The 18857-nt window shown below is 67.9% G+C and carries 11 protein-coding genes; 5 read left to right on the forward strand and 6 right to left on the reverse strand.

Annotation, left to right across the window (positions count from 1 at the left end; all coding sequences use genetic code 11):
- The first annotated feature begins 130 nt into the window (after positions 1–130).
- The 3 genes from ACK8N7_RS37255 (at position 131) to ACK8N7_RS37265 (ending at position 6028) form a co-directional block, all read left to right on the forward strand.
- A complete protein-coding gene (locus ACK8N7_RS37255) occupies positions 131–1024 on the forward strand; it encodes an endopeptidase (protein ID WP_500445593.1) in 894 nt (297 codons plus the stop codon).
- On the forward strand, positions 1021–5460 hold the full coding sequence (locus tag ACK8N7_RS37260) for an AAA family ATPase (RefSeq protein ID WP_500445595.1): 4440 nt from the start codon (positions 1021–1023) through the stop codon (positions 5458–5460). The genes ACK8N7_RS37255 and ACK8N7_RS37260 overlap by 4 nt, the downstream gene beginning before the upstream one ends.
- Before the next feature lie 163 nt (positions 5461–5623).
- Entirely contained in the window at positions 5624–6028 is a 405-nt protein-coding gene (locus tag ACK8N7_RS37265; RefSeq protein ID WP_500440289.1) for a hypothetical protein, read from the forward strand.
- A 9-nt stretch (positions 6029–6037) separates the two neighbouring features.
- Here the strand turns inward: ACK8N7_RS37265 and istB are convergent, their stop codons facing one another.
- Positions 6038–6808, reverse strand: coding sequence for an IS21-like element helper ATPase IstB (gene istB, locus ACK8N7_RS37270; protein WP_500440290.1), 771 nt, complete (start codon positions 6806–6808; stop codon positions 6038–6040).
- On the reverse strand, positions 6805–8220 hold the full coding sequence (istA, locus tag ACK8N7_RS37275) for an IS21 family transposase (protein WP_500445597.1): 1416 nt from the start codon (positions 8218–8220) through the stop codon (positions 6805–6807). The genes istB and istA overlap by 4 nt, the downstream gene beginning before the upstream one ends.
- A 258-nt stretch (positions 8221–8478) precedes the next feature.
- Between istA and ACK8N7_RS37280 the strand changes: the two genes are divergently transcribed.
- Together ACK8N7_RS37280 and ACK8N7_RS37285 are read left to right on the forward strand one after the other, a co-directional pair.
- Entirely contained in the window at positions 8479–8802 is a 324-nt protein-coding gene (locus ACK8N7_RS37280) for a hypothetical protein (protein ID WP_500445599.1), read from the forward strand.
- A 293-nt stretch (positions 8803–9095) separates the two neighbouring features.
- On the forward strand, positions 9096–13124 hold the full coding sequence (locus tag ACK8N7_RS37285) for a hypothetical protein (protein ID WP_500445600.1): 4029 nt from the start codon (positions 9096–9098) through the stop codon (positions 13122–13124).
- 360 nt (positions 13125–13484) lie between these two features.
- Here ACK8N7_RS37285 and ACK8N7_RS37290 read toward each other — a convergent pair whose 3' ends face one another.
- The 4 genes from ACK8N7_RS37290 to ACK8N7_RS37305 all read right to left on the reverse strand — a co-directional run bounded on the left by ACK8N7_RS37290 (position 13485) and on the right by ACK8N7_RS37305 (position 18577).
- Complete coding sequence (locus tag ACK8N7_RS37290) at positions 13485–14357, reverse strand: hypothetical protein (RefSeq protein WP_500445602.1); 873 nt, start codon at positions 14355–14357, stop codon at positions 13485–13487.
- A gap of 230 nt (positions 14358–14587) precedes the next feature.
- Positions 14588–15445 carry a P-loop NTPase family protein gene (locus tag ACK8N7_RS37295; protein ID WP_500445604.1) on the reverse strand — a complete coding sequence of 286 codons (858 nt, stop codon included), beginning with the start codon at positions 15443–15445 and terminating at the stop codon, positions 14588–14590.
- A gap of 193 nt (positions 15446–15638) precedes the next feature.
- The gene (locus ACK8N7_RS37300) at positions 15639–17843 is read right to left on the reverse strand and encodes a TnsB C-terminal domain-containing protein (protein ID WP_500445606.1); all 2205 of its coding nucleotides are present in this window, start codon (positions 17841–17843) and stop codon (positions 15639–15641) included.
- Positions 17840–18577, reverse strand: coding sequence for a TnsA-like heteromeric transposase endonuclease subunit (locus tag ACK8N7_RS37305; RefSeq protein ID WP_500445608.1), 738 nt, complete (start codon positions 18575–18577; stop codon positions 17840–17842). The genes ACK8N7_RS37300 and ACK8N7_RS37305 overlap by 4 nt, the downstream gene beginning before the upstream one ends.
- Positions 18578–18857: the final 280 nt, after the last annotated feature.

Raw genomic sequence — 18857 nt, forward strand, 5'->3', positions numbered from 1 at the left:
GGCTGCAGCTCTACGTAGGCGCGCGTGCTTTAGCCCTGTGGGCGAGTGGTTGGTGCTCGGGTTGAGAGGCGGCCGTACCCGTAGAGTGTCCTCCCAGCACAGCGGACCAAGGGGACAGGGCGGGCAGCGGGTGGGGCAGCAGCATGTGCTCGGGGTGCACGGGATCGGGCAGGGCAAGACATCACAGCGGGAGTTGACCAAGAGCTGGCGCGATGCGCTCGATCGCGGTGTGAAACTGCTCCACGGCGGTGCAACGCCCCCGACGGAGAGCATGCTCGCCCCGGTGCTGAAGGTGCCGCACTGGTCGGCCCTCCTGGCCGATGACGAGGGCGGACTGAGCACGAAAACGGCGTTTCCTGATGACGCGACACCGTTCACCGCAGACGAGGAGGCTTTCGTCGTCCAGGCCCTGGACGACTTGCTCACCCCTCAGGAACGCGCCTACGCCGCGCAGGTCGACCCCACCACGCTCGGGCTGGTCAAGGTGCCGCCGAGCATCACCCAGCGTGCGATCGCCTACGACCGGCGCAATCCCGGCGGCCGGGTCAGCAAACTCATTCGGTCCCTGCGTGAGGTCAACACCTACCTGACCGAACCCGACCTGGCCAGCCTGGTCCGCAAACACGTCCTGGAGAGCGCCGACGCGCACACCACGGTCCTGATCGGCCACTCCCTGGGCAGCGTGATCGCCTACGACCTCCTCCGCCACGGTGAGATCGCCGCGCCCGGCACGGCGGGTGCGGCCGTGCACACCTTCGTTACCTGCGGCTCGCCCCTGGCCATCCCCACCGTCCAGCGGGGCATGTGTATCACCGACGGGCGGCTGACGCAGATCGCACCCCACCTGCGGTGGATCAACGTGTTCGACCCGGACGATGCCGTCACCGGCGCCGCCGGCCTGGCCCTGGCGGCGGACCAGGTCAGGGACATCGAGGTCGACAACGGCCGCCTCGATCCGCATGCCGCCGTCAAGTACCTGCGCACCCTCCCCGTCGCTCGCGCCGTCACCGCCACCTGGTCATGACCGACGAGCACGCCCCCGCCACCTCCGAGCGCCACCTCCTCGTGATCGCCGTCAGCGACTACGACGACGGCACCCCGGCCAAACGCAGGGCCTTCCGCGAGGGGATCGACGCCCAGGTCGCCGTCGTCAAGGACTGGTGGAACAGCTCTCGCCTGGACGACCAGCGCCGCTTCACACCCTCCCACCCGCCCAAACCACTGCAAAGCGTTCATGACCTGAGAACGTTCCTTATCGACAAGGACCTCATCGGCGCAGCGGATGACGAAGCCCTCGTCATCTACCTCACCGGCCACGGCCTGGCCCCTGCGGGACCGCAGCACTTCCTCCGTCTGCCCGACACCCACACCGACCGGCCCCTGGCTACCGCATTCCCTACAGCCGAACTCATCGCCGCGGCCCTCGACTCTCCGGCCGAGCACGTGCTGGTCATGGTCGACTCCTGCTTCTCCGGTCGCCTCGCCGAAGAACTCGACCGCACCCTCAAGGCCCTGCACCCCGACCGGCACGCCCTGAGCTCGCTGGTCGTCCTGGCCGCAGGCAACGAAGACAGCACACCCCGCCTGCGCGCCTTCGCCTCAGCCCTGGCGGCCGTCCACGCCCACTGCGCCGACGAGGCCAACGGCTACGCCCGCTCCCATCTGAGCTGGGAAGACTTCCATACCATCCTGGACACGGTGTGGGATCCAGCGCAGATGGCCGACATTCACGTCCTGTGGCCGCCTCGCAGCGTCAGCCGCCGTCTCGCCGCCCGTGAGCTGAGCCCCTGCCTGCCCAACCCCGGCTACACCGATACCACCCTGCTGGAAGACGCCCGCAGTCAACTGGGATGGACACGGCCCGACGTCGACGACTACTGGATCACCAGGGCCAGCGGCCAGATGTCCGGTGACGCGGGCTGGTACTTCACCGGCCGCACCGCACTCGTCACCCGCATGAACGCCTTCCTCGCCGGCAGCGACAGCACGCTCATCGTCACCGGGCAGGCCGGCTCTGGCAAAAGCGCGCTGCTCGCCCGCCTGGTCACCCTCAGCGACCCGCGCTTCTGCGACAACCCCGTCTACCGCCCCTACCTGGCAGCGATCCCAGAGGAACTGCGGGTGCCCATCGGAGCCATCGACGCCGCGGTGCTGGCCCGCAACACCGACCCGCAGGAACTGTCCGCCGCGCTCTACCGGGCACTCACCGGCCAGCCCGTGCCGGCCGGCACGGACGCCTCCGAGCTGCTGCGCGGCCATGCCCGCACCACGCTGGCCCGCACCGGCCGGCCGCTCACCGTGGTCGTCGACGGTATTGACGAAGCGAAGACCCCCCGCCGCATCATCACGGACGTCCTGGGCCCCCTCGCCGCCCTGCACGGCCACGGCCAAAACGCGGTCCGCCTCATCCTCGGCATCCGCAGCTCACCACCCCCCTCCCGCCACACCCTGCCGGTCAGGGACACACACGCCGAACGGGGCCTCCTCGAACTGCTCCGGCAGGCCACCGACGCAACCGCCCCACTGCGCACCGACGATGACAGTGCGCAAGAGGACATCGCCGCCTACACCGCAGCCCTGCTGCACGCCGAACCCGTCACAGGATCCCGGCTGGTCCACCGCAGCAACCAGCCCATTGCCGCCGTCGCCGCCGCCGTCGCACAGGAAGTCACCCCTTCCTTCCTGGACGCCCGGCTGGCCGCCCAGCAACTGCACGCCCGCGCCTTTCTGCCCGCGCCGTACGACGCCTCATGGCGCCGCCAACTGCGCGAGGGCACCCAGGAACTGCTGCGGCAGGACCTCGCGGACGTCGCCCAGCACACCCGCACCAGGCCCGAGGACCTCCTGGCCGTCCTGCGCGCCACAGCGTTCGCACTGGGCGCCGGACTGCCCTGGGCGACCGTGTGGCCGGCCGCCGTGCACGGCCTCGAACCCGGCTGCGACGCCCCGGAAGCGACGATCCGGCTGGTGCGCAACAGCCGCCTCACCGGATACCTGACGACCGCCATCGAAGACGGCCGAACCGTCTACCGGCCCATCCACGAACGCGTCAGTGAAACCCTGCGCACCGCCCCCCAGACCCTGCTCGTCGAGCAGGCCCTGCCCGGTTTCGACGACATTCCTGACACCGGCAGCACCCAGGTACACGCCCATCTGACCCAGGCCTTTGCCCGTCTGCTTGCCGTCGCACCCCAGCAGCCGCCGCATCCCTACCTGCGCCGTCACCTGATCGCCCACGCCGAGGCGGGCGGTGTCCTCGACGACGCGCACATCCCTGCATCGTTCCTGCCGTTCGAATCCCACGGCCGCATCCGCGGCGCCCTGGGACTTCCCGTCACCGCTCAGGCCGGCACTCGGCGCCTGGCCGCATGGTCCCGCATCGAGCCGTTCCTGGCCGACGCCCCGCCCGCCGCACGGGCCGACAGCCTGGCACTGGCCGAACAGGCGGACAGCGCTCAACCCGTGCCGCGCCCCGACACCCTGCCCCGGCCGCCGTCACTGGTACCCCGCTGGAACCGGCTCCGCCTGCCCAACAACATCCTCGCGGGTGCCCCCAGCGGCGTCTGCCAGCTCGTCACCTTCCGCAGCGCGGACCGATCGACCATCGTGGCCGCCGGTCACGTCGACGGCTCCGTCACCATGTGGGATGCCCGCACCGGAGTCCCCTTCGGTGCACCCTTCACCAACCTCGGCCCCTATGTCCGCGCCATGACCGTCCTGAGCACACGCCGGAGGAAAACCCCGCTCCTTGTGGTGGGCAGCGATGCCGGCCTGTGGCGGTGTGACCCGGAGACCGGAGGCATCTGGAGCCTGCTGGACGGCCGCATCAGAGCCATCGCATCCTTCACCGGACCGGACCGGGTCACCGTGCTGGCCGTTGCGACGCCGCAGGGCGTGCTCACGATAGACCCCTACACCGGAGCCATCGTGCGCGAACGCCCTCGCACGCTTGAACGCCGTCCCGCCACCGTCCACGCCCTGGAGACCATCACGCTGCTCGACGGCCAGACGCTGCTGGCCATCGGAGAAGACGGCTCACACATCCCGCTGCTGGACGCACACACCCTCGAGAGCGCCGGCCAGCTGCCCGGCATGGGCATGGGCACCTCGGCGCTGCAGGCCTTCACCGACCGGCACGGCCAGCCTCGTCTTGCCATCGCCTCCCGTTCCGGCAAAGGCGTGCGGATCTTCGACCCCGTCACCAGACGACCACAACCCCATGCCCCCATCCGCCGGTCCGTGGCGTCGATGGCCCACTTCCCCGACCTCGCCTACAACGGGCTGCTGGTCCTCGGCAGCGGAGTCGACGGAAGCATCACCCTGGTCGACCCCGACGACGGAGAACAGCTCTACACACTGCCCGCCGAACACACCAAGGCCATCCGCGGCCTGGCCGTCCTACGGGTGGACAGGGAACCACTCGTCGTATCCGGTTCCATGGACGGAACCATCCGGCTCTGGGATCCCGCCCGCGACGACACCCACGACAACCGGAGCGCCGACCGGCACGCCGACCATGTCGCCCTCCTCCCGCAACAGACCGGCCCGCCCCGCCTCATCACGGGCTACGACGCGAACACCCTCATGGAGATTTCTCCCACAACCGGGCGCACGACGTCATACCCGCACGATGGCCCCGACCTTCCCGGCCACCACATCACCGCCCTGGCCGCCCCGGAGAATGCTTCCCACCGCCGTCCCACGCCCCTTGCCGTCGGCTACAGCGACGGAAGCCTTCGCATCCTCACCGAAGAAGGCGACCACCATGTCCTGCAGACACCGTTCAACCACCCCCGCCGCAGCCATGCACGCACCCTGCTCTTCCTGCCGACCGCACCATCGCAACCCCCTGTCCTGGCCGCAGGGTTCAGCAACTCCTGTCTCGTCTACTACACCCTCGACGACGAGTACGCCCCAGGCGGGGACACACTGCATGCCGACGGCGCCATCCGTGCTCTGGCCGCAGCACCCGCCGGCGAATCACCCCTGCTGGCGGTGGCCACCCGCACCGTCCGCCTGCTGCACCCCGGCCAACCGGCCCACGCCCGCCTGCCCCAGCGCATCGGCAGCGCGCACAGCCTGGCCTTCATCGCCCTACCCGCCGCACCAGGCCCGTTCCTGGCGACCGGCGGCGCCGACGGCGCCATCAGACTGTGGAACCCCACCGCACCGCGCAGGGAAGCTCTGCCTGTTCTGCAAGGCCACCGAGGGAAAGTGACCGCCCTGACCGTCCTGCACCACCCGGCCTACTGCCAGCCCCTGCTGCTCAGCGCCAGCACGGACGACACCACCATTCGGGCGTGGGACTGCCAGACCGGCGAAGAGATACTGCGGCTGGTCACCGCAGCCCCCGTCACGGCACTTGCGGTGCTCCCGCCCGCCCCCCACGGCCAGGACAGCCAGCCGATCATCGTCTTCGGCAGTCCCCGAGGGGTCGCCGCGGCGACCGTCCACCTCTGATTCCTCGTCCAACTAGAAGCCGACAGCCCGGCCCCAGCCCTGTACCCGTGAAAGGGAAGGGGCCCCTGTCGGCGTACTTGCCTATGTGCAGAGGTGCGTACGGATGAACGTGCAGAGCAAGTAGCCGCCCGCTGCGCTCATCGCCATGCGAGAGGATGGTGCGGTGGACCTTCGTTACTTCAATCAGACCGGCTGGACCGCGATCTTCAATGGCACCGAGACCGAGATCGGCCGCATGGTGCGGGTGGAGGCATGGGACCCGGCAACTGGAACGGCGCTTGTCGTCGACCCGAAGCGAGGCGCCATGCGTCCCGTCACGGACTACGAGGACTTCTCCCACCTTGAGAAGGCCGACCAGGTCGTAGCCGCAGTGCCTGGTGGCGGGTGGCGGGCCCACTGGAAGGACGAGGGCCCGGGGAACACCCCGCTGACGGAACAGGTACTCGCGTGGCTGATCACCTCGCAGGGCCGGGCAACGGCCATCACGATGGATGCTCACGGGCATGTTGACGATGCCGACAGCGCCGACGCCTTCATCCCGCCGGGCGAGGAACTAAGCCAGGATTGAACTCCCTTATCAGGCCACTTCCGTCTCGCGCTCGATGGCCTTGAGACGGTTCTTCAGCCGGTAGCTGGGGCCGTTGATGGCGACGACTTCGCAGTGGTGCAGGAGGCGGTCGAGGATGGCGGTGGCGAGGACTTCGTCGCCAAAGACCTGGCCCCATTCGCTGAAGGTCTTGTTCGAGGTCAGGATGATGGAGCCCTTTTCGTAGCGCTTTGAGATGACCTGGAAGACCAGGTTCGCCTCGGCGCGTTCGAGGGGCTGGTAGCCGACTTCATCGACCACGAGAACGCTCGGCCGCAGGTAGGAGCCCAGTTTGCTGGTCAGACGTCCGGCCGCCTCGGCGGCTTTGAGGTTGCGGACCATGTCGTCGAGGCTGGTGAAGTAGATCGAGTAGCCGGCCCGGCAGGCCGCGACCGCCAGCGCGATCGCGATGTGGGTCTTGCCGACGCCGGGCGGCCCCAGCAGGGCGGCATTGGCCTTTGCTTCGACGAAGGACAGGGTGGCCAGGTCTTTGATCTTGCGCGGGTCGAGCTCGGGCTGGAACGAGAAGTCGTACTCATCCAGGGTTTTGTGGTGCGGCAGCCGGGAGAGCCGCAGGCCCTGGCGGAAGCGGCGGTCGTCGCGGACGGCGAGTTCTTCGGAGAGGACCAGGTCGAGGAAGTCGAGGTAGCCCATCTTCCCCTCGTTCGCCCGCCGCGTGTACTCGTTGATGGTTTCCGCCAGGTGGGGCAGGCCGAGCTTGGTCGCCGTGGTGCGGATGCGGTTGCCGGTCAGCTCGCTCAAGACGGTTCCTTCGTCGCTCGGTTACTGGTGAAAGGGCGGGTCCCGGTCAGTTCGTCATAGACCGACAACGGTCGGCGGCCGACCTCGACGCGGGTCGCCGCAGCCCGGTTGAGGAGGGCTTGCAGCGGTCCGCTCTCCTCGCCCGGGGGGCGATCGTGACGCGGCCCGGGCAAGGCGTCGCCGGTGGTGGTCCGGCGTCCTTTGCCGGTGGGCAGGCCGTCCCAGTGGTGTTCTTCGACGACACGGATGCCGCGTCCGACGGCCCGTGGATGCCTGGCAAGCAGCGTCTCGCCGCTGGAGTCGGCAATGGTGGAATGCAGCGTGACCTGCGACTTCGTGGCTCTGATCTCCACCAGCTGACGCGGTCGGACCTTGGTGGCGGGGACTGAGTAGAGGTTCCCTCCGAAGGCGACCAGGCAGTCCTTGCCGACCGGCCGCAGATGACGTTCGGCCACCAGATACGGAGTGGGTGGCAACGGCTTGAGAGCCGCGTGGTCACGAGCTGCCCGCTCGCCGATGATCTGCTGGTGAGTTCGGTGCGTGTGGGTTCGTCGTTTTGGCACCCAGGCGGTGAAGGCGGCGTCCATTTCCTCGATGCAGGAGAAGGCCCGGCCCGAGAGAACGTGGTCGCGGACGATCAGGACCTGGCGTTCGACGCGGCCCTTGCCCTGGGGCCGGTAGGCCGCCAGGACATCGATGTCGAAGTCGTAGTGGCCGGCGAACCCGACAGCCTCCGGATGCAGGGGAACCGCCTCACCTGGGGCGACGTGACGGCGCACGACCGTCTTGGTGCGGTCGTAAACGATCGTCATCGGGACCCCGTTGAAGTGCGCGAATGCCCGCCGGTGGCAGTCGAAGAACGTCTGCAGGTCCAGGCTGGTGGTGAAGCAGCAGAACGGATCACGCGAGTACGACAGCACCATGTGGAAGGAGTAGACCTTCGGGACGCCCATGTGGGCCAGGAGCTTTCCTTCATCGCCCCAGTCCACCTGAGCCTGAACACCCGGGATCACCTCGAACCTGCGATGCATCCCCGCCAGCTCCCGCGGAGCGATCCCCAATTCCTCCGCGATCCTCGGGCGGGCCTCCTGCACGTAGAGCTTGACCCGCTGGTAGTTCCCGGTGAACCCGTACTCCGCGGCCAGCCGCTCGTGAATCACCGCGGCCTTCATCAGGATCTCCGCCCGCAGCATCGCGTCGATCAACGGAGCGACCTCGTCGACCACCCGCTTGCGCGGCTGACCACTCGCCATCCGGCGCGGCGGCGCGGACGAGTCGGCAGACAGGTACTTGCTGACCGTCCGCCAGTTCAGCCCGGTCTCCTTGGCGACCTCCGACAGGCTCATCGCCCCGGACTCCACCAAACCACGAAAACGCCGGAGCTCGAGCCAGCGCTGCGGATCCAAGACCATGGCCCACCCCTCTCTGCGACCTTCGACAACAGGCAGCAGCGTGCCGGGGGCCGGCACTCAGCGCATCAAGAACTCTGCACGTTCATCCGTACGCGGCTATGTGCGTTCACGTGTACGCCGACAGCCCCGAGCAGGCCACGCGAAACAGGCTCCGCAAGCGCCGGGCACCGACGAGACTGGCCCACGGTGCCCCGCCTTCCCTCCGGCGCCGACGCTCGACCTCAGGGGTGTGCTCTCCCACTCTCCGTAGAGATCGCCGTGCTGATGGTGATGGGCGCCGCGCGGCCGGCCGATGACTATGAGGTCGGCCCGCTGACCGAGCGCATCCTCAACCTCAAGGGTATGGAGATCGTGGACCAGGTCGCCTGGACGGTCAGCGAGATCACCTGGGTGAGGGGACACCCCGACGACGCCGACTACCTGCTACAGCTCCCTGAGATTGGACCCACGGTCAGCCTTTCCCCGACTTGGCCCTACGGCGGCAACCGAGAAACGGGTTTCGCCAATGGGCGTTGGCCGGTCTCAGCGCACCATTTCCGCAGTAAGACACAGGACTTTCGGTGGGGTCCCCGGACTCATTAGAGCAGGGGTTTCTGCCACGGACCTTCATGATTATCTAGTGGGTGGTGCCAGCTGCAGGTTCGCGATTTACGCCCCCCGGCGGCTTCCCGTCGTTGGTCAACCAGCGCCGTCGTTGGCGATGTCAGTGCAGGACTCTACGCTGTGGAGCTGTGACGACAGCATCATTGTCCGGAGCGGTCTACCCATGGGCACGTCAGACAGTGCCGCTGGGGGAGTGGGCACCAGGCCGAGACCGTAGAAGCGCACCTGCTGCGGAAGGAGACCACGGCTGGCGACTGGAGGACCTGCGGGACGTGCCGGTGCTCGCCCTGTTCGGAGAGCGGGGCGCGGGCAAGTCGGTGGCGCTTGTGCAGGATTACCAGATGCTGGAGGCTGCGCGAGCCACGACGCGGTGGGTGAATCTGGGACGGCTCCAAACAGAGTCCCAGGTTCGGGCAGCTCTGGCTGCCACGTCCGCTGCCCGGGGAGCGGGGGAGTGGTGGGTATTCCTGGACAGCGTCGACGAGGGCTTGAACGTCCTGCCTGCCCTGGGCAGCCTGATCGCCGACTGGGTTGACTCGCTCACCGTGGACCAACGAGGCAGCATCAGGCTGCGTTTCAGCTGCCGCACGGGACGCTGGCCTGACGTCCTGCAAGACACACTCACCAGGCACTGGCAGTCGCCGCTTCAGGTGCGGCACATGATCCTGGCCCCGCTCAGCGCCCACGATGTCGCCGTCGCTGCCGACGACTACGGTCTCGATGCTGATGCCTTCTGTACCGCGTTGCGTGAGCGGAATCTGACCCAGTTGTCCAAGACTCCCGTCACTCTCCTGCATTTGCTCGAATACCACCATGTCCACGGGACTTTGCCGGCCACCGCGGCAGATGCCTACCGGCAGGCGTGTGTGCTCTTTTGTTCCGAGAACCGGCGCCCTGTCGACATCCGTGAACTGCGTGCTCAGCCCACAGGGGAACGTCTGCTCCCGGTTGCCGCTCGCGTCGCTGCTGCGATGCAGTTCGGTGCACACAACGTGCTTAGCGATGACTCCTACCAGCCCCCCGGCCGCGGGGAGATCACTCTGGCCGAGCTGGAAGGCGGGCATGAGCCCGGCCTGCTGGATGGCCAGGTCCCGTGCACGACCGACGAGCTGCGGCGGCTGACCGAGTCCCATCTCTTCGAACCTGTTGGCCTGCTGCAGTGGACCTTCGGGCACCGTAGCTACCAGGAGTTCCTGGCCGCCCACTACCTGCATGCCCACCAGTTCGACCCGCGCGCCCAGGACGGATTGCTGTGGGTCGGAGACGCCGCAGCGCGGCACATCTACCCGGCCCACCGCGAGGTGGCTGCCTGGCGCAGCGGCACCGACAGCACCCTCTTCGAAGACCTCCTGTGCGATGATCCGCTGGTGTTGCTCCTGGCCGACCTGCCCGCGCGGCCGGCAGCCGACCGGGCCCGAGTCGTCGAAGCCATCTTCAGCTTGGTCCAACAAGATGACACGATCGACATCGACCACACCACGCTGCACCGCCTCGAACACCCCGGTCTGCCGCAGCAACTCCTGTCCCGCCTGCGACCGGACGCGGACACGCTGGTGGTGTACACCGCGCTGCGAGTGGCTCGATTCTGTCCTCATCCAGCGCTGACGGATGCCCTGCTGCAGATCGCCGGGACCACCAGCCTGCCCGAGGAGATACGCGCCCTTGCCCTAGGGGCCATCGCCGACTTCCGTCCCGCGGATGTCCCGACAGTGAAACGGGTCAGGCAAGTGGCAGCCGATGACCCATCACCGGAAGTTGTCGCTGCCGCTCTCCACCGATTGTGGCCCAGCTCTCTGTCCCTGCGAGAACGTCTCGACCTCTTCCGTGACCCGGCTGCCGACTACTACGGCCGCGCGTGGGTACTGCGCTCGGAAATCCCCGCCCAGCTGGCCGCAGCCCAGACCGCGGAGGCTCTGCTGTGGGCCCGCGACACGATTCAGCGGCCGCTACCGGGGCGCAGCATCGTCCTGGCCACCAGCCTGATCAGTCGCGCGGTCACCCTGGCCGGTACCGATGACCTTCCTGGACTGCCTCATCCCGAGACCGTCATCGGCGAGGCGCTCATCGCGCTGGCCAACCACAGCGATCTGCTGTACAGCCCTGAAGGGCGCACCGAACACGAGGCCTTGGGCGATGCCTTGCGCACCCAGCACAGCCTCCGCCGTGCCCTGACACTCCACCTTCTCACCCACCTCGGCGAGCAAGACTTCATCCGCGTATGGAGCGCGGTGCCACGTGGCGGCCTGACGACCTACGACGACGCGTTCTACTGGATGGGGCACTGGGAACAACTCGCTGACGTGCCAACCGCACTAGCCCGGCTAGTCGTATCCATAACCCCACCGACCGACCCTGATCTACAAGCTCTGGTAGAAGCAGCCTGCCGAGCCCATCCCACCCTCCGGCAGATCACCGAGCGTTGGGCTCCGGCCCCCGCCCCAGAACCCGCCACCACTCGCGACGAGAGTCGCGTCTACAGCGAGACACGGCTACGCGAAGCGCTTGCCGCCGTTCACACCGCCAGCCCCGAGACCATCCGCCACGCCTGGGGCACCGTCATCGACCAGATGAGATGCACCCACGACGGAGCCGCGCCTTCTCGCCTGTGGGAGGATCCGCTGCTCCTGTGGGCGCACCACGCCCCGTCCCGTCCGGGGCAGGGCAGCGACCTCGATGCGGAGCTGAGAGCTGCTGCCCGACTGGTGCTTATGACTGCGCCGCCACTGCCAGCGCACCTGCTGGCCTATGGCGGACGCGCCAATCCGCGCCTGATACTGGAGCTCAGTGCTCTCGCAGTACTGGGAACCCCGGACGAACTCCCCTCGACGACCCCTGCTCACTGGGCCGGCTGGGCTCTCGTCCTGGCCACCACGAACGCGTACACATCCCCCGGCGAAGCCGTCCGGGATGCCTTCCTGCCCTACTGCACTGAACAAGCAGGCCCCGCGCTGATCACGCTGCTTGACGACGTGCTCAGCGATCCCCACACCGACGCCGCCACCACACATGACATGGCCCGCCACCTCGTCGCCCACACACAGCAGGACGCCGTCGACGCTCTCACCGTCTGGGCCGCCCACCCCGACCGCGACCCTGAACACTGGCAGGGCGTCACCAGCGCCTTGGCCTTCGCCGGCCACCCCAGCGCCCACGCGCACCTGCAGGCGGCCCTAGACCTCAACCCTTCGAACCCGGCCATGACACCCGAAACCCTGACCCGATGGCTCATGGCAGCGCAGATCCTTCTGTACTGTCCGGCGCTCCCGAAACTGTGGCCGCTCGTGCAGAAACGTCTGAACGTCGAGGTGCTTGCCAGGTCCTACATCGGCCAACTCGGCCAGCGCCTCGTGCACCACTACACACAGCCGCACCAGCTGGCTGGCCTGACCGAGGAAGCCCTCGCCGAGCTATACCTCGCGCTCGCCCGCCATGCACCAGCGGAAGCTCTTGACCCTCCCTTGAGCTCCGGCTGGATCGGCGAGGACCACTTTGGCGAGCTGATCCGATCCATTCCACCGCTCCTCCAGGCAAAGAACACGCCGCAAGCCGCCCACCAACTGCGCCGTCTGGCCTCCCAAACAGGACTGTGGCGTCTACGCCAGCTCGCCCGGCAGACTGCCACCGCCGCCGCGCGATCCCTTCACGCCCCGGTAACGCCGCCCCAGCTCAGGGAACTTGCCGAATCGAACCAACGCCGCTGGGTCACCGACGAAGGACACCTTCTGTCGCTTGTGTTGGAGGCTCTTGGCCGCTTTCAACACGCCCTGCGTCGTCCCAATGGCCTGAGCATCGCCCTGTGGAACCGCTCGGAGTCCTCCGCGGCACAAGCCGAGTGGTGGCCCTGTTGGGAGGAAGACCTCAGCGACATCCTCGCCGCATTTCTCCTGCAGGACATCGGCGGCTACCGTGTGGTCGTCAATCGTGAAGTCCAACTCGACCGCCCGGGTCTGTCCGGTCGCCGCACCGACATCCAGATCGAGGTACCAGCCCCGCCAAGCAGCGGCCACGATCCGGTCAGACTGGTGATCGAGTGCAAAGGTTGCTGGAACAGCACACTGCCCACAGCCTTGGAACACCAACTCGTCGACCGCTACCTGAACACCCCTCGCACGGCAGGCATCCTGCTGACCGGTTATTTCGACTGCGACCGCTGGACGCCTGCTAAGCGGCGGTCGTGCCCCGCAACCCAGCACACGCTCAAATCCGTTGACCAGCACCAGCAGCATCAGGCCCATACACAGCAAGCCCTCAAGGGTGTCCCCGTCGCAGCCTTCACCCTCGACTGCACCCTGCGCTCGTAAGGCCGGCAGGCATGAATCGCCGCGATGAGATGGGCGCCCATAGAACCGATCAGATGCCCACGATAGCCAACGGATTTTGCAGGCCACGGTATCTCGGCGACCTTACCGCCCCCTCGGGCAGGTCATACACGGCGCGTGGGTCGGCGCCCCGGTCCGTGCTCCGCAGGAGATGGACAAGAGGACACGATGAGGGCATGTCCGATCCCCATGACCGGCACGGGGCTCACCAGAAGGCAACTGCCCAACCGGATAGGTGTATTGCCCCGCAGTGTTGCCTACGCGACTGATCGTTGGCTGGCCGCCGAGTGCGGTGCGGCGGCCGAGCCCGTACGCGGCCGCCCTCCGGACTTCTTCCGCTGCTCATGCCGCGCTGGCCTTCGAGTCTGTCTGCCCGGCGTGCCGCACGGCGACGGACCGGTAAACGAGGGTGTCCGGTGCCATCCACTCAGGCGTAGCGGGATGGCCGCCCTGGGAGAGGACCTCGAACTGGGAAGAGAGAAGAGCAAGGAGTTGTCCTGCGTCGTTGCGCGCTGCGGTGAGCAGTGTGCTGGCTAGCTGCCGGTCGTATTCCTCGATCGTCTCGTTCCAACCCCTTTCGCGCAGTTCTTCAGCTTCTTCGTCCTCGGTGGTCCAGAGCAGTTTGACCGTTACTCCGAGGAGGCCCCCGTCGCGGACGGAGGTCCGCGCGGCGAGCGCTGGACGTGAACGCACCAGAGCGCGCACCTCGCCGCACAGCACGGAAGCGTCGATCAGACGCGCAACCTGGTCTGCGCTGAGCTCCGGAGCGGCAGCGGTGGTGATGGTCAAGCGGTCAAGCCCCTGGTCGTGCGCCGTCACGACTGCCTTCTGGAGGCGGCTACGAGCGGTGAACACCTGGGTGCCCGCAGAGCGCAGTCCTTGGGCAAGGGACTTCAGCCGTAGGGTTTCACGAGCTTCCGCAATGGCGTCACTGGACGCCTGGCGGATCGCGGGGGGCTCGGCAGGTGTCTGCTCGTCGATCTGGGCGTGGGCGCGTACCTCCACGTCTGGCTGGTCGGGGTAGTCGCGCAGTACGCAGGCGAGGAAGCGGTCCAGCATCTGCTGCGCAAGGTCGTCGGTACCGCCGCACATCCCCGAGTCGGTGAAGTACAGTCCCGGCTGCTCATCCTCTTCCTCTCCTTCGAGGTGTTCGTGGTGCTCCCACTGGGTTGCGCTGGACGTCCTGGTCTCGATCCAGGCCTTGTAATAGATCACTGAAGGTCCTCTCTTGGTGATGGAACAGTCGCTCAGTAAGGGCGCTAGCCGAGTTGCGCCGTTCGCTACGGCTGATGGGTGGGCGTGGAGCCGCCGACCGTGTAGCGCAGCTCGAGCTGGGGGACTTCGGCGCTCCTCCAAGGCTGACTCGCTCGGAGAAGCAGGTAGGGACACCGTTGGCCGTGGATGCCCTCAAGCGGCCGAGCCCTCCACACGGGGCATATTCCGACTCAGCCAGGCAGGAGGGGGTCTTCGTTGAAAGCGCCGACCAGTTGATTGTCGAGGAGCTCTGTGGTGATGGCTTCGGCGCCGGTTTCGATGGCTTCCTGGGCGCTGTGGCAGATGAGCTGGGAGAGGGGTTTCATGTAGCCGCCGGTACGTCGGTGCAGGTGCTCGGCCAGGGCCAGGAGGTCACCGGGCTTGTGCTGGTGCAGCCGAAGGCTCTGGTCGAAGAACTTGACGATTTTGTGGAACAGGGCGTGGTCGTCGGGGCTGTAGGGGATCGGCAGTACAGGGAGGGTGGGGATGCCGCCGGATCCGCTGGAGGGAGGGCCGGGGTGCTTGCCGTGGCGGGCGTCGTTGACGATCTCGCGGGCGCCGGTGCCGCAGTAGACGAAGCAGACATCGCATTCGGCGGCCAGGTAGCCGAAGTAGTCGAAAGCTGTCGACAGTTCGGAGTTGTCGAGCCGGTCGATGCCGTCGACCAGGACGAGGCGGGTGCCGCGGGTCCTCATGACATGGCAGACGGGGCCGGTCATGTCGGTGCTGCGACCTGCGGTTTCCGGGTCCTTGGTGTGCTTGAAGCCCAGGAACTCGGCGAACGGGATCGACATGTCCAGTTTGCTGCCCGGTGCGAGAGGGGCGTTGATGTGGATGACAGGGACCCGGGTGGCGTCGGCCGGCAGCTGAGCACGGACGATCCCTTCGAAGGCGCGGCCGATCTTCCGCAGGACCGTGGTCATGCCGGTCTCCCCGGGCCCGTCCACGGCCAGGTGTAATTGGCCCTCGCTCCGCGGGCCGCTGGCCAGCCACAGACGGCGCGCCAGGGTGAGGGCCTTCGCCATGGGCGGCGTCTGAACCGTCTGCATACCGGCGTGGTACAGCATGCGTGGGTCGTCCGGATCGACCGGAGGGTCTGTCGGCGGGCAGGGGCCGAGTGCCGGCGGGCTGACGACGTGGGTCAGGCGGGCCTGCCACCCGGCGCGGACCGTGGCGGGGAGACTCAGCGGGTCTGCGGATGGATCATGAGAGTGCATGGGGAACAGTCCTGGGGGAGGGGTATCAGGTCGCGCCGTGCGGCAGCGTCGCAGCGGGCTGTACCAGGGGCAGGGGGCCGCTGCACAGATGGCTCAGGGAGACGTCCATGCTGGGCAGGGCACTGATTGTGTGGAAGTCCGGGGCGGGGATGCCCCGGTAGGGGTCCGGGGCGGGCTCGACGCCCACGGTCATTCCGCGGTCAGCAGCCGGGGCGGGCTCGCTGTGCGAGGACGCGCGGGAGGGGCCGTGGCCGGCGCGCTGCAGCAACGCCCGGACCTCTCGGGCGATGGCCGCCTCGTTGTGGGTGCTGCCGCCCTTGTCGAGGTGGTGGGCTGTGGCCAGGTCCCAGATCTGTTCGGTCCATGCATCGCCGATGAGCCGCTGATACACGAACGTGGCTTCTTTCCACCCACCGGCGGGCTTGGTCTGCAGCCATACCTTCTCGGGCTGGTGCGGGTGGTGGCGCACCGGCCAGCGCTGTCCCTTGCCCGGCCAGCCCGACAGCTTGCCACGATACGGGTTCAGTGCGCGGCTGTCGTAGGTGCGGTTGTTGATCCGGATGCCCTTCTCGGTGACGGTCACCCAGGTGGTGGGCAGCAGCCGTAGACGGTCCTCGGGGCTCAGGCGCATGGGCGTGTAGCCGTTGCTGGCGACATGGGCGGCGAACATCTGGTTGGGGGTGCGGGGCGGCATCGACGGCAGGAACGGGTTACGCAGTTCGGCATGCGGGCGCTGCTGCCAGCCGAGTGCGATCCACTGCTGCAGGAAGTCATTGATCTGGTCGATGCGCCACAGCCGCTCTTTGGCGACGCTCTTGCCCTGTTGGGAGAGGTCCTTGCCCATGTAGCCGGGCAGGAACTGGCTGAAGAGGCTTTTGACCGAGCCGAAAGTCCGCTCCACGATCGCTTTGTGGGTGGGGGAGTTGTAGGCGGCGGGGCGTACCGAAATCCCCAGCTGGGCGCAGGCGTCCATGAAGGCGCGGCCGGCGAAGACCTTGCCGTTGTCCATGACGATCATGTCCGGGACGATCACCGGACGCGCTGCCGCACCGGCCATGCGCTCGTCAGCCTCGACCAGCTCCGCGTACGGCAGATCCGACCCCTCTGCCGCAGCCTTGAGCGACCAGTGCGGGCGCATCGGCTGCGGGGTACACATCTCGGCCAGCAGCAGCAGCGCGTCCACGGCCTTGGTAGACCTCCCGCCGTGCCGACGGGAGCCGGAACCGGCCTTGACCCCCGTGGACTTGGGCCGGACCACGGCGGCGAGGACGGACCGGGACACGACTTCGATGGCCGCGGTCAGTTCGAGCGAGACGACCCTGCCGGCCTCGTCGATGCCCTTCAGGTCCAGCGACGTCGTGTCGATCTGCACCTGCTCGCCCAGGGCCGTGGCCATGGGCAGCGTGAAGGGCGGTTCGGGCCTGTTACCGTCATTACGCCGACTGCGGGCGGTCTCTCTGCCGCAGGCGATGCCCAGGCGGTCAAGCAGCCGGTAGAACGTCGCGCGGGAGGGCATCAACTTCTCCGCCCTCTTCTTGAACTTCCGCCGGCATGCCCGGCCGAGCAGCTCGAAGAAACGTGAGCGGGTCCCGATGGACTTGCGCTCGTAGCGTTGGTGAATCTTCTGCAGCAGGCGTACGACCTGCTCATCGACGCGGCCGTAGGCCGTCGTGGTGCGCAGACTGCGCTTGTCGACCAGCCCCCACACCCCCTCCCGGAGCCAGGCCAGCCGTTTGCGTTCCACCGTGCCCGCAGACACTTGGTGGTGGGCTGCGCGCAGTTCGGCGGCCTTGGTGGCGTAGCGCTGCCGCAGAGTGGTGCGGTCCGGGTCGAAGCAGGACCGCGGAACGGTTCCCGGGACGGCGAAGCCGGGCAGGCCGGTATGCACCTCCAGGACATGGTCCAGCCAGAACTCGGCGTCCTCACGCACGTTCGGAGGGAGACCGTCGAGCAAGGGGGCACAGCCCAGAGCCGGCCGCCCGCTCCGGCCCGCAGCACCGCCTAAGGCTCCGTCGGTCAGCTCGGCCCCCGGATGCGCTTGGTCCACGATGCGAAAGCCGGGGGAGGAGTACAGGACGTCCAGGAGGACGACCGCGTCCTCGCCCTCGGCATGCTGGCTGAGCAGATGCACCCTCCTGCCCTGGAGAGCGGCTACCAGGTAGCTCTCGCCGCGCCAGTGGACGGCCTGTCCCAAGGCCACCTGGCCCGGTGGTGCCACGGCGGTCGTCACGGGGTCTCCCGGCCGGTCCAGACCAGGGAACGGCCCGGGGTGAACGGGCGGCTCCAGTCGATGAGCAGTTCGCCCCGCCAGATGAGATGGAGTCCGCACGCGGCAGTTCTCATCGGTGGCAGACCGCTGGTCTGGATCCCGGCGTCGAAGGGGCGGGGGTCGGCGAACACGTCCCGCAGCACCCGAGCGGTATCGGGGCACGCCATCCGCATGTGCCGGTAGCGCGCCAACCTCTGCCGGTTCCGCGTCACTACCGCGTCATCGCTTTCGTGGACCCGCACCTGCCAGCCCGCCTGTTCACCCGCAGCGGTCACCAGTTTCAGGGCTCTGCCCCAGGCATCGCCGGTCGCGGCATCGCCGGTCGCGGCACCGCCGCTCGGGCGGCGGACCAGCAGGCAGGCCTGTCCGTCGCGCAGCCGGGCGAAGAAGTCGGGCACGTACCCGTCCGTGCTGCCGGCCCGGAAAAGCCGCACCGTCCACGAGGCGAAAGCGGTGACCTGCGGGTCGAACTCCAGGGAGATGGCGGCCTCCAGCGCACCCAGCGTCGCGCATCCGACGTGCCCGGCCCGGTCCGCGGGCCGCCACCACGTCGTGATGGCCCGCCGTCCCCGGTAACGGGGAGGCTCCCAGACCCCCGCACGTTCCTCCAGCCTCTCTCCGGACAGCTGATGTACGGGCCGCTCGACCGGCCTCCCGGCACTGGATCGGAACTGAGCCCACACCACCTCACTCACCCACTCGCCCCTTTCCTCGACGGCAGAAAACCGCGCCGGTTGCATCGAACGGACCATCGACGGTGCTCACGCTCTCCTCACGACCACAAAGAAAGGAAGAGGTCACGAGGCTCTACGTTCGATTGAGTGAGGCGCGCGCAGAGGCCGCACGCTCCCCCGATGGAGTGTTCCAGTACGCGTTTTCCCATTTCAAGGCCGCTTTCTGAGCGCGTGTCAAGGGGCGCACGGTGATGGAATTCGTGCGCGCATCACTCGTTCGAACTACTCTTTGTCGCGAGCT

It is taken from the genome of Streptomyces griseobrunneus (genome assembly GCF_046713465.1).
Lineage (GTDB): Bacteria > Actinomycetota > Actinomycetes > Streptomycetales > Streptomycetaceae > Streptomyces > Streptomyces microflavus.

Bases quoted from the DNA above. Each gene is read 5' to 3' on its own strand.
- ACK8N7_RS37260 (WP_500445595.1), top strand. From the start codon at position 1,021: ATGACCGACGAGCACGCCCCCGCCACCTCCGAGCGCCACCTCCTCGTG.
- istA (WP_500445597.1), bottom strand. From the start codon at position 8,220: ATGGTCTTGGATCCGCAGCGCTGGCTCGAGCTCCGGCGTTTTCGTGGT.
- ACK8N7_RS37295 (WP_500445604.1), bottom strand. From the start codon at position 15,445: ATGCAGACGGTTCAGACGCCGCCCATGGCGAAGGCCCTCACCCTGGCG.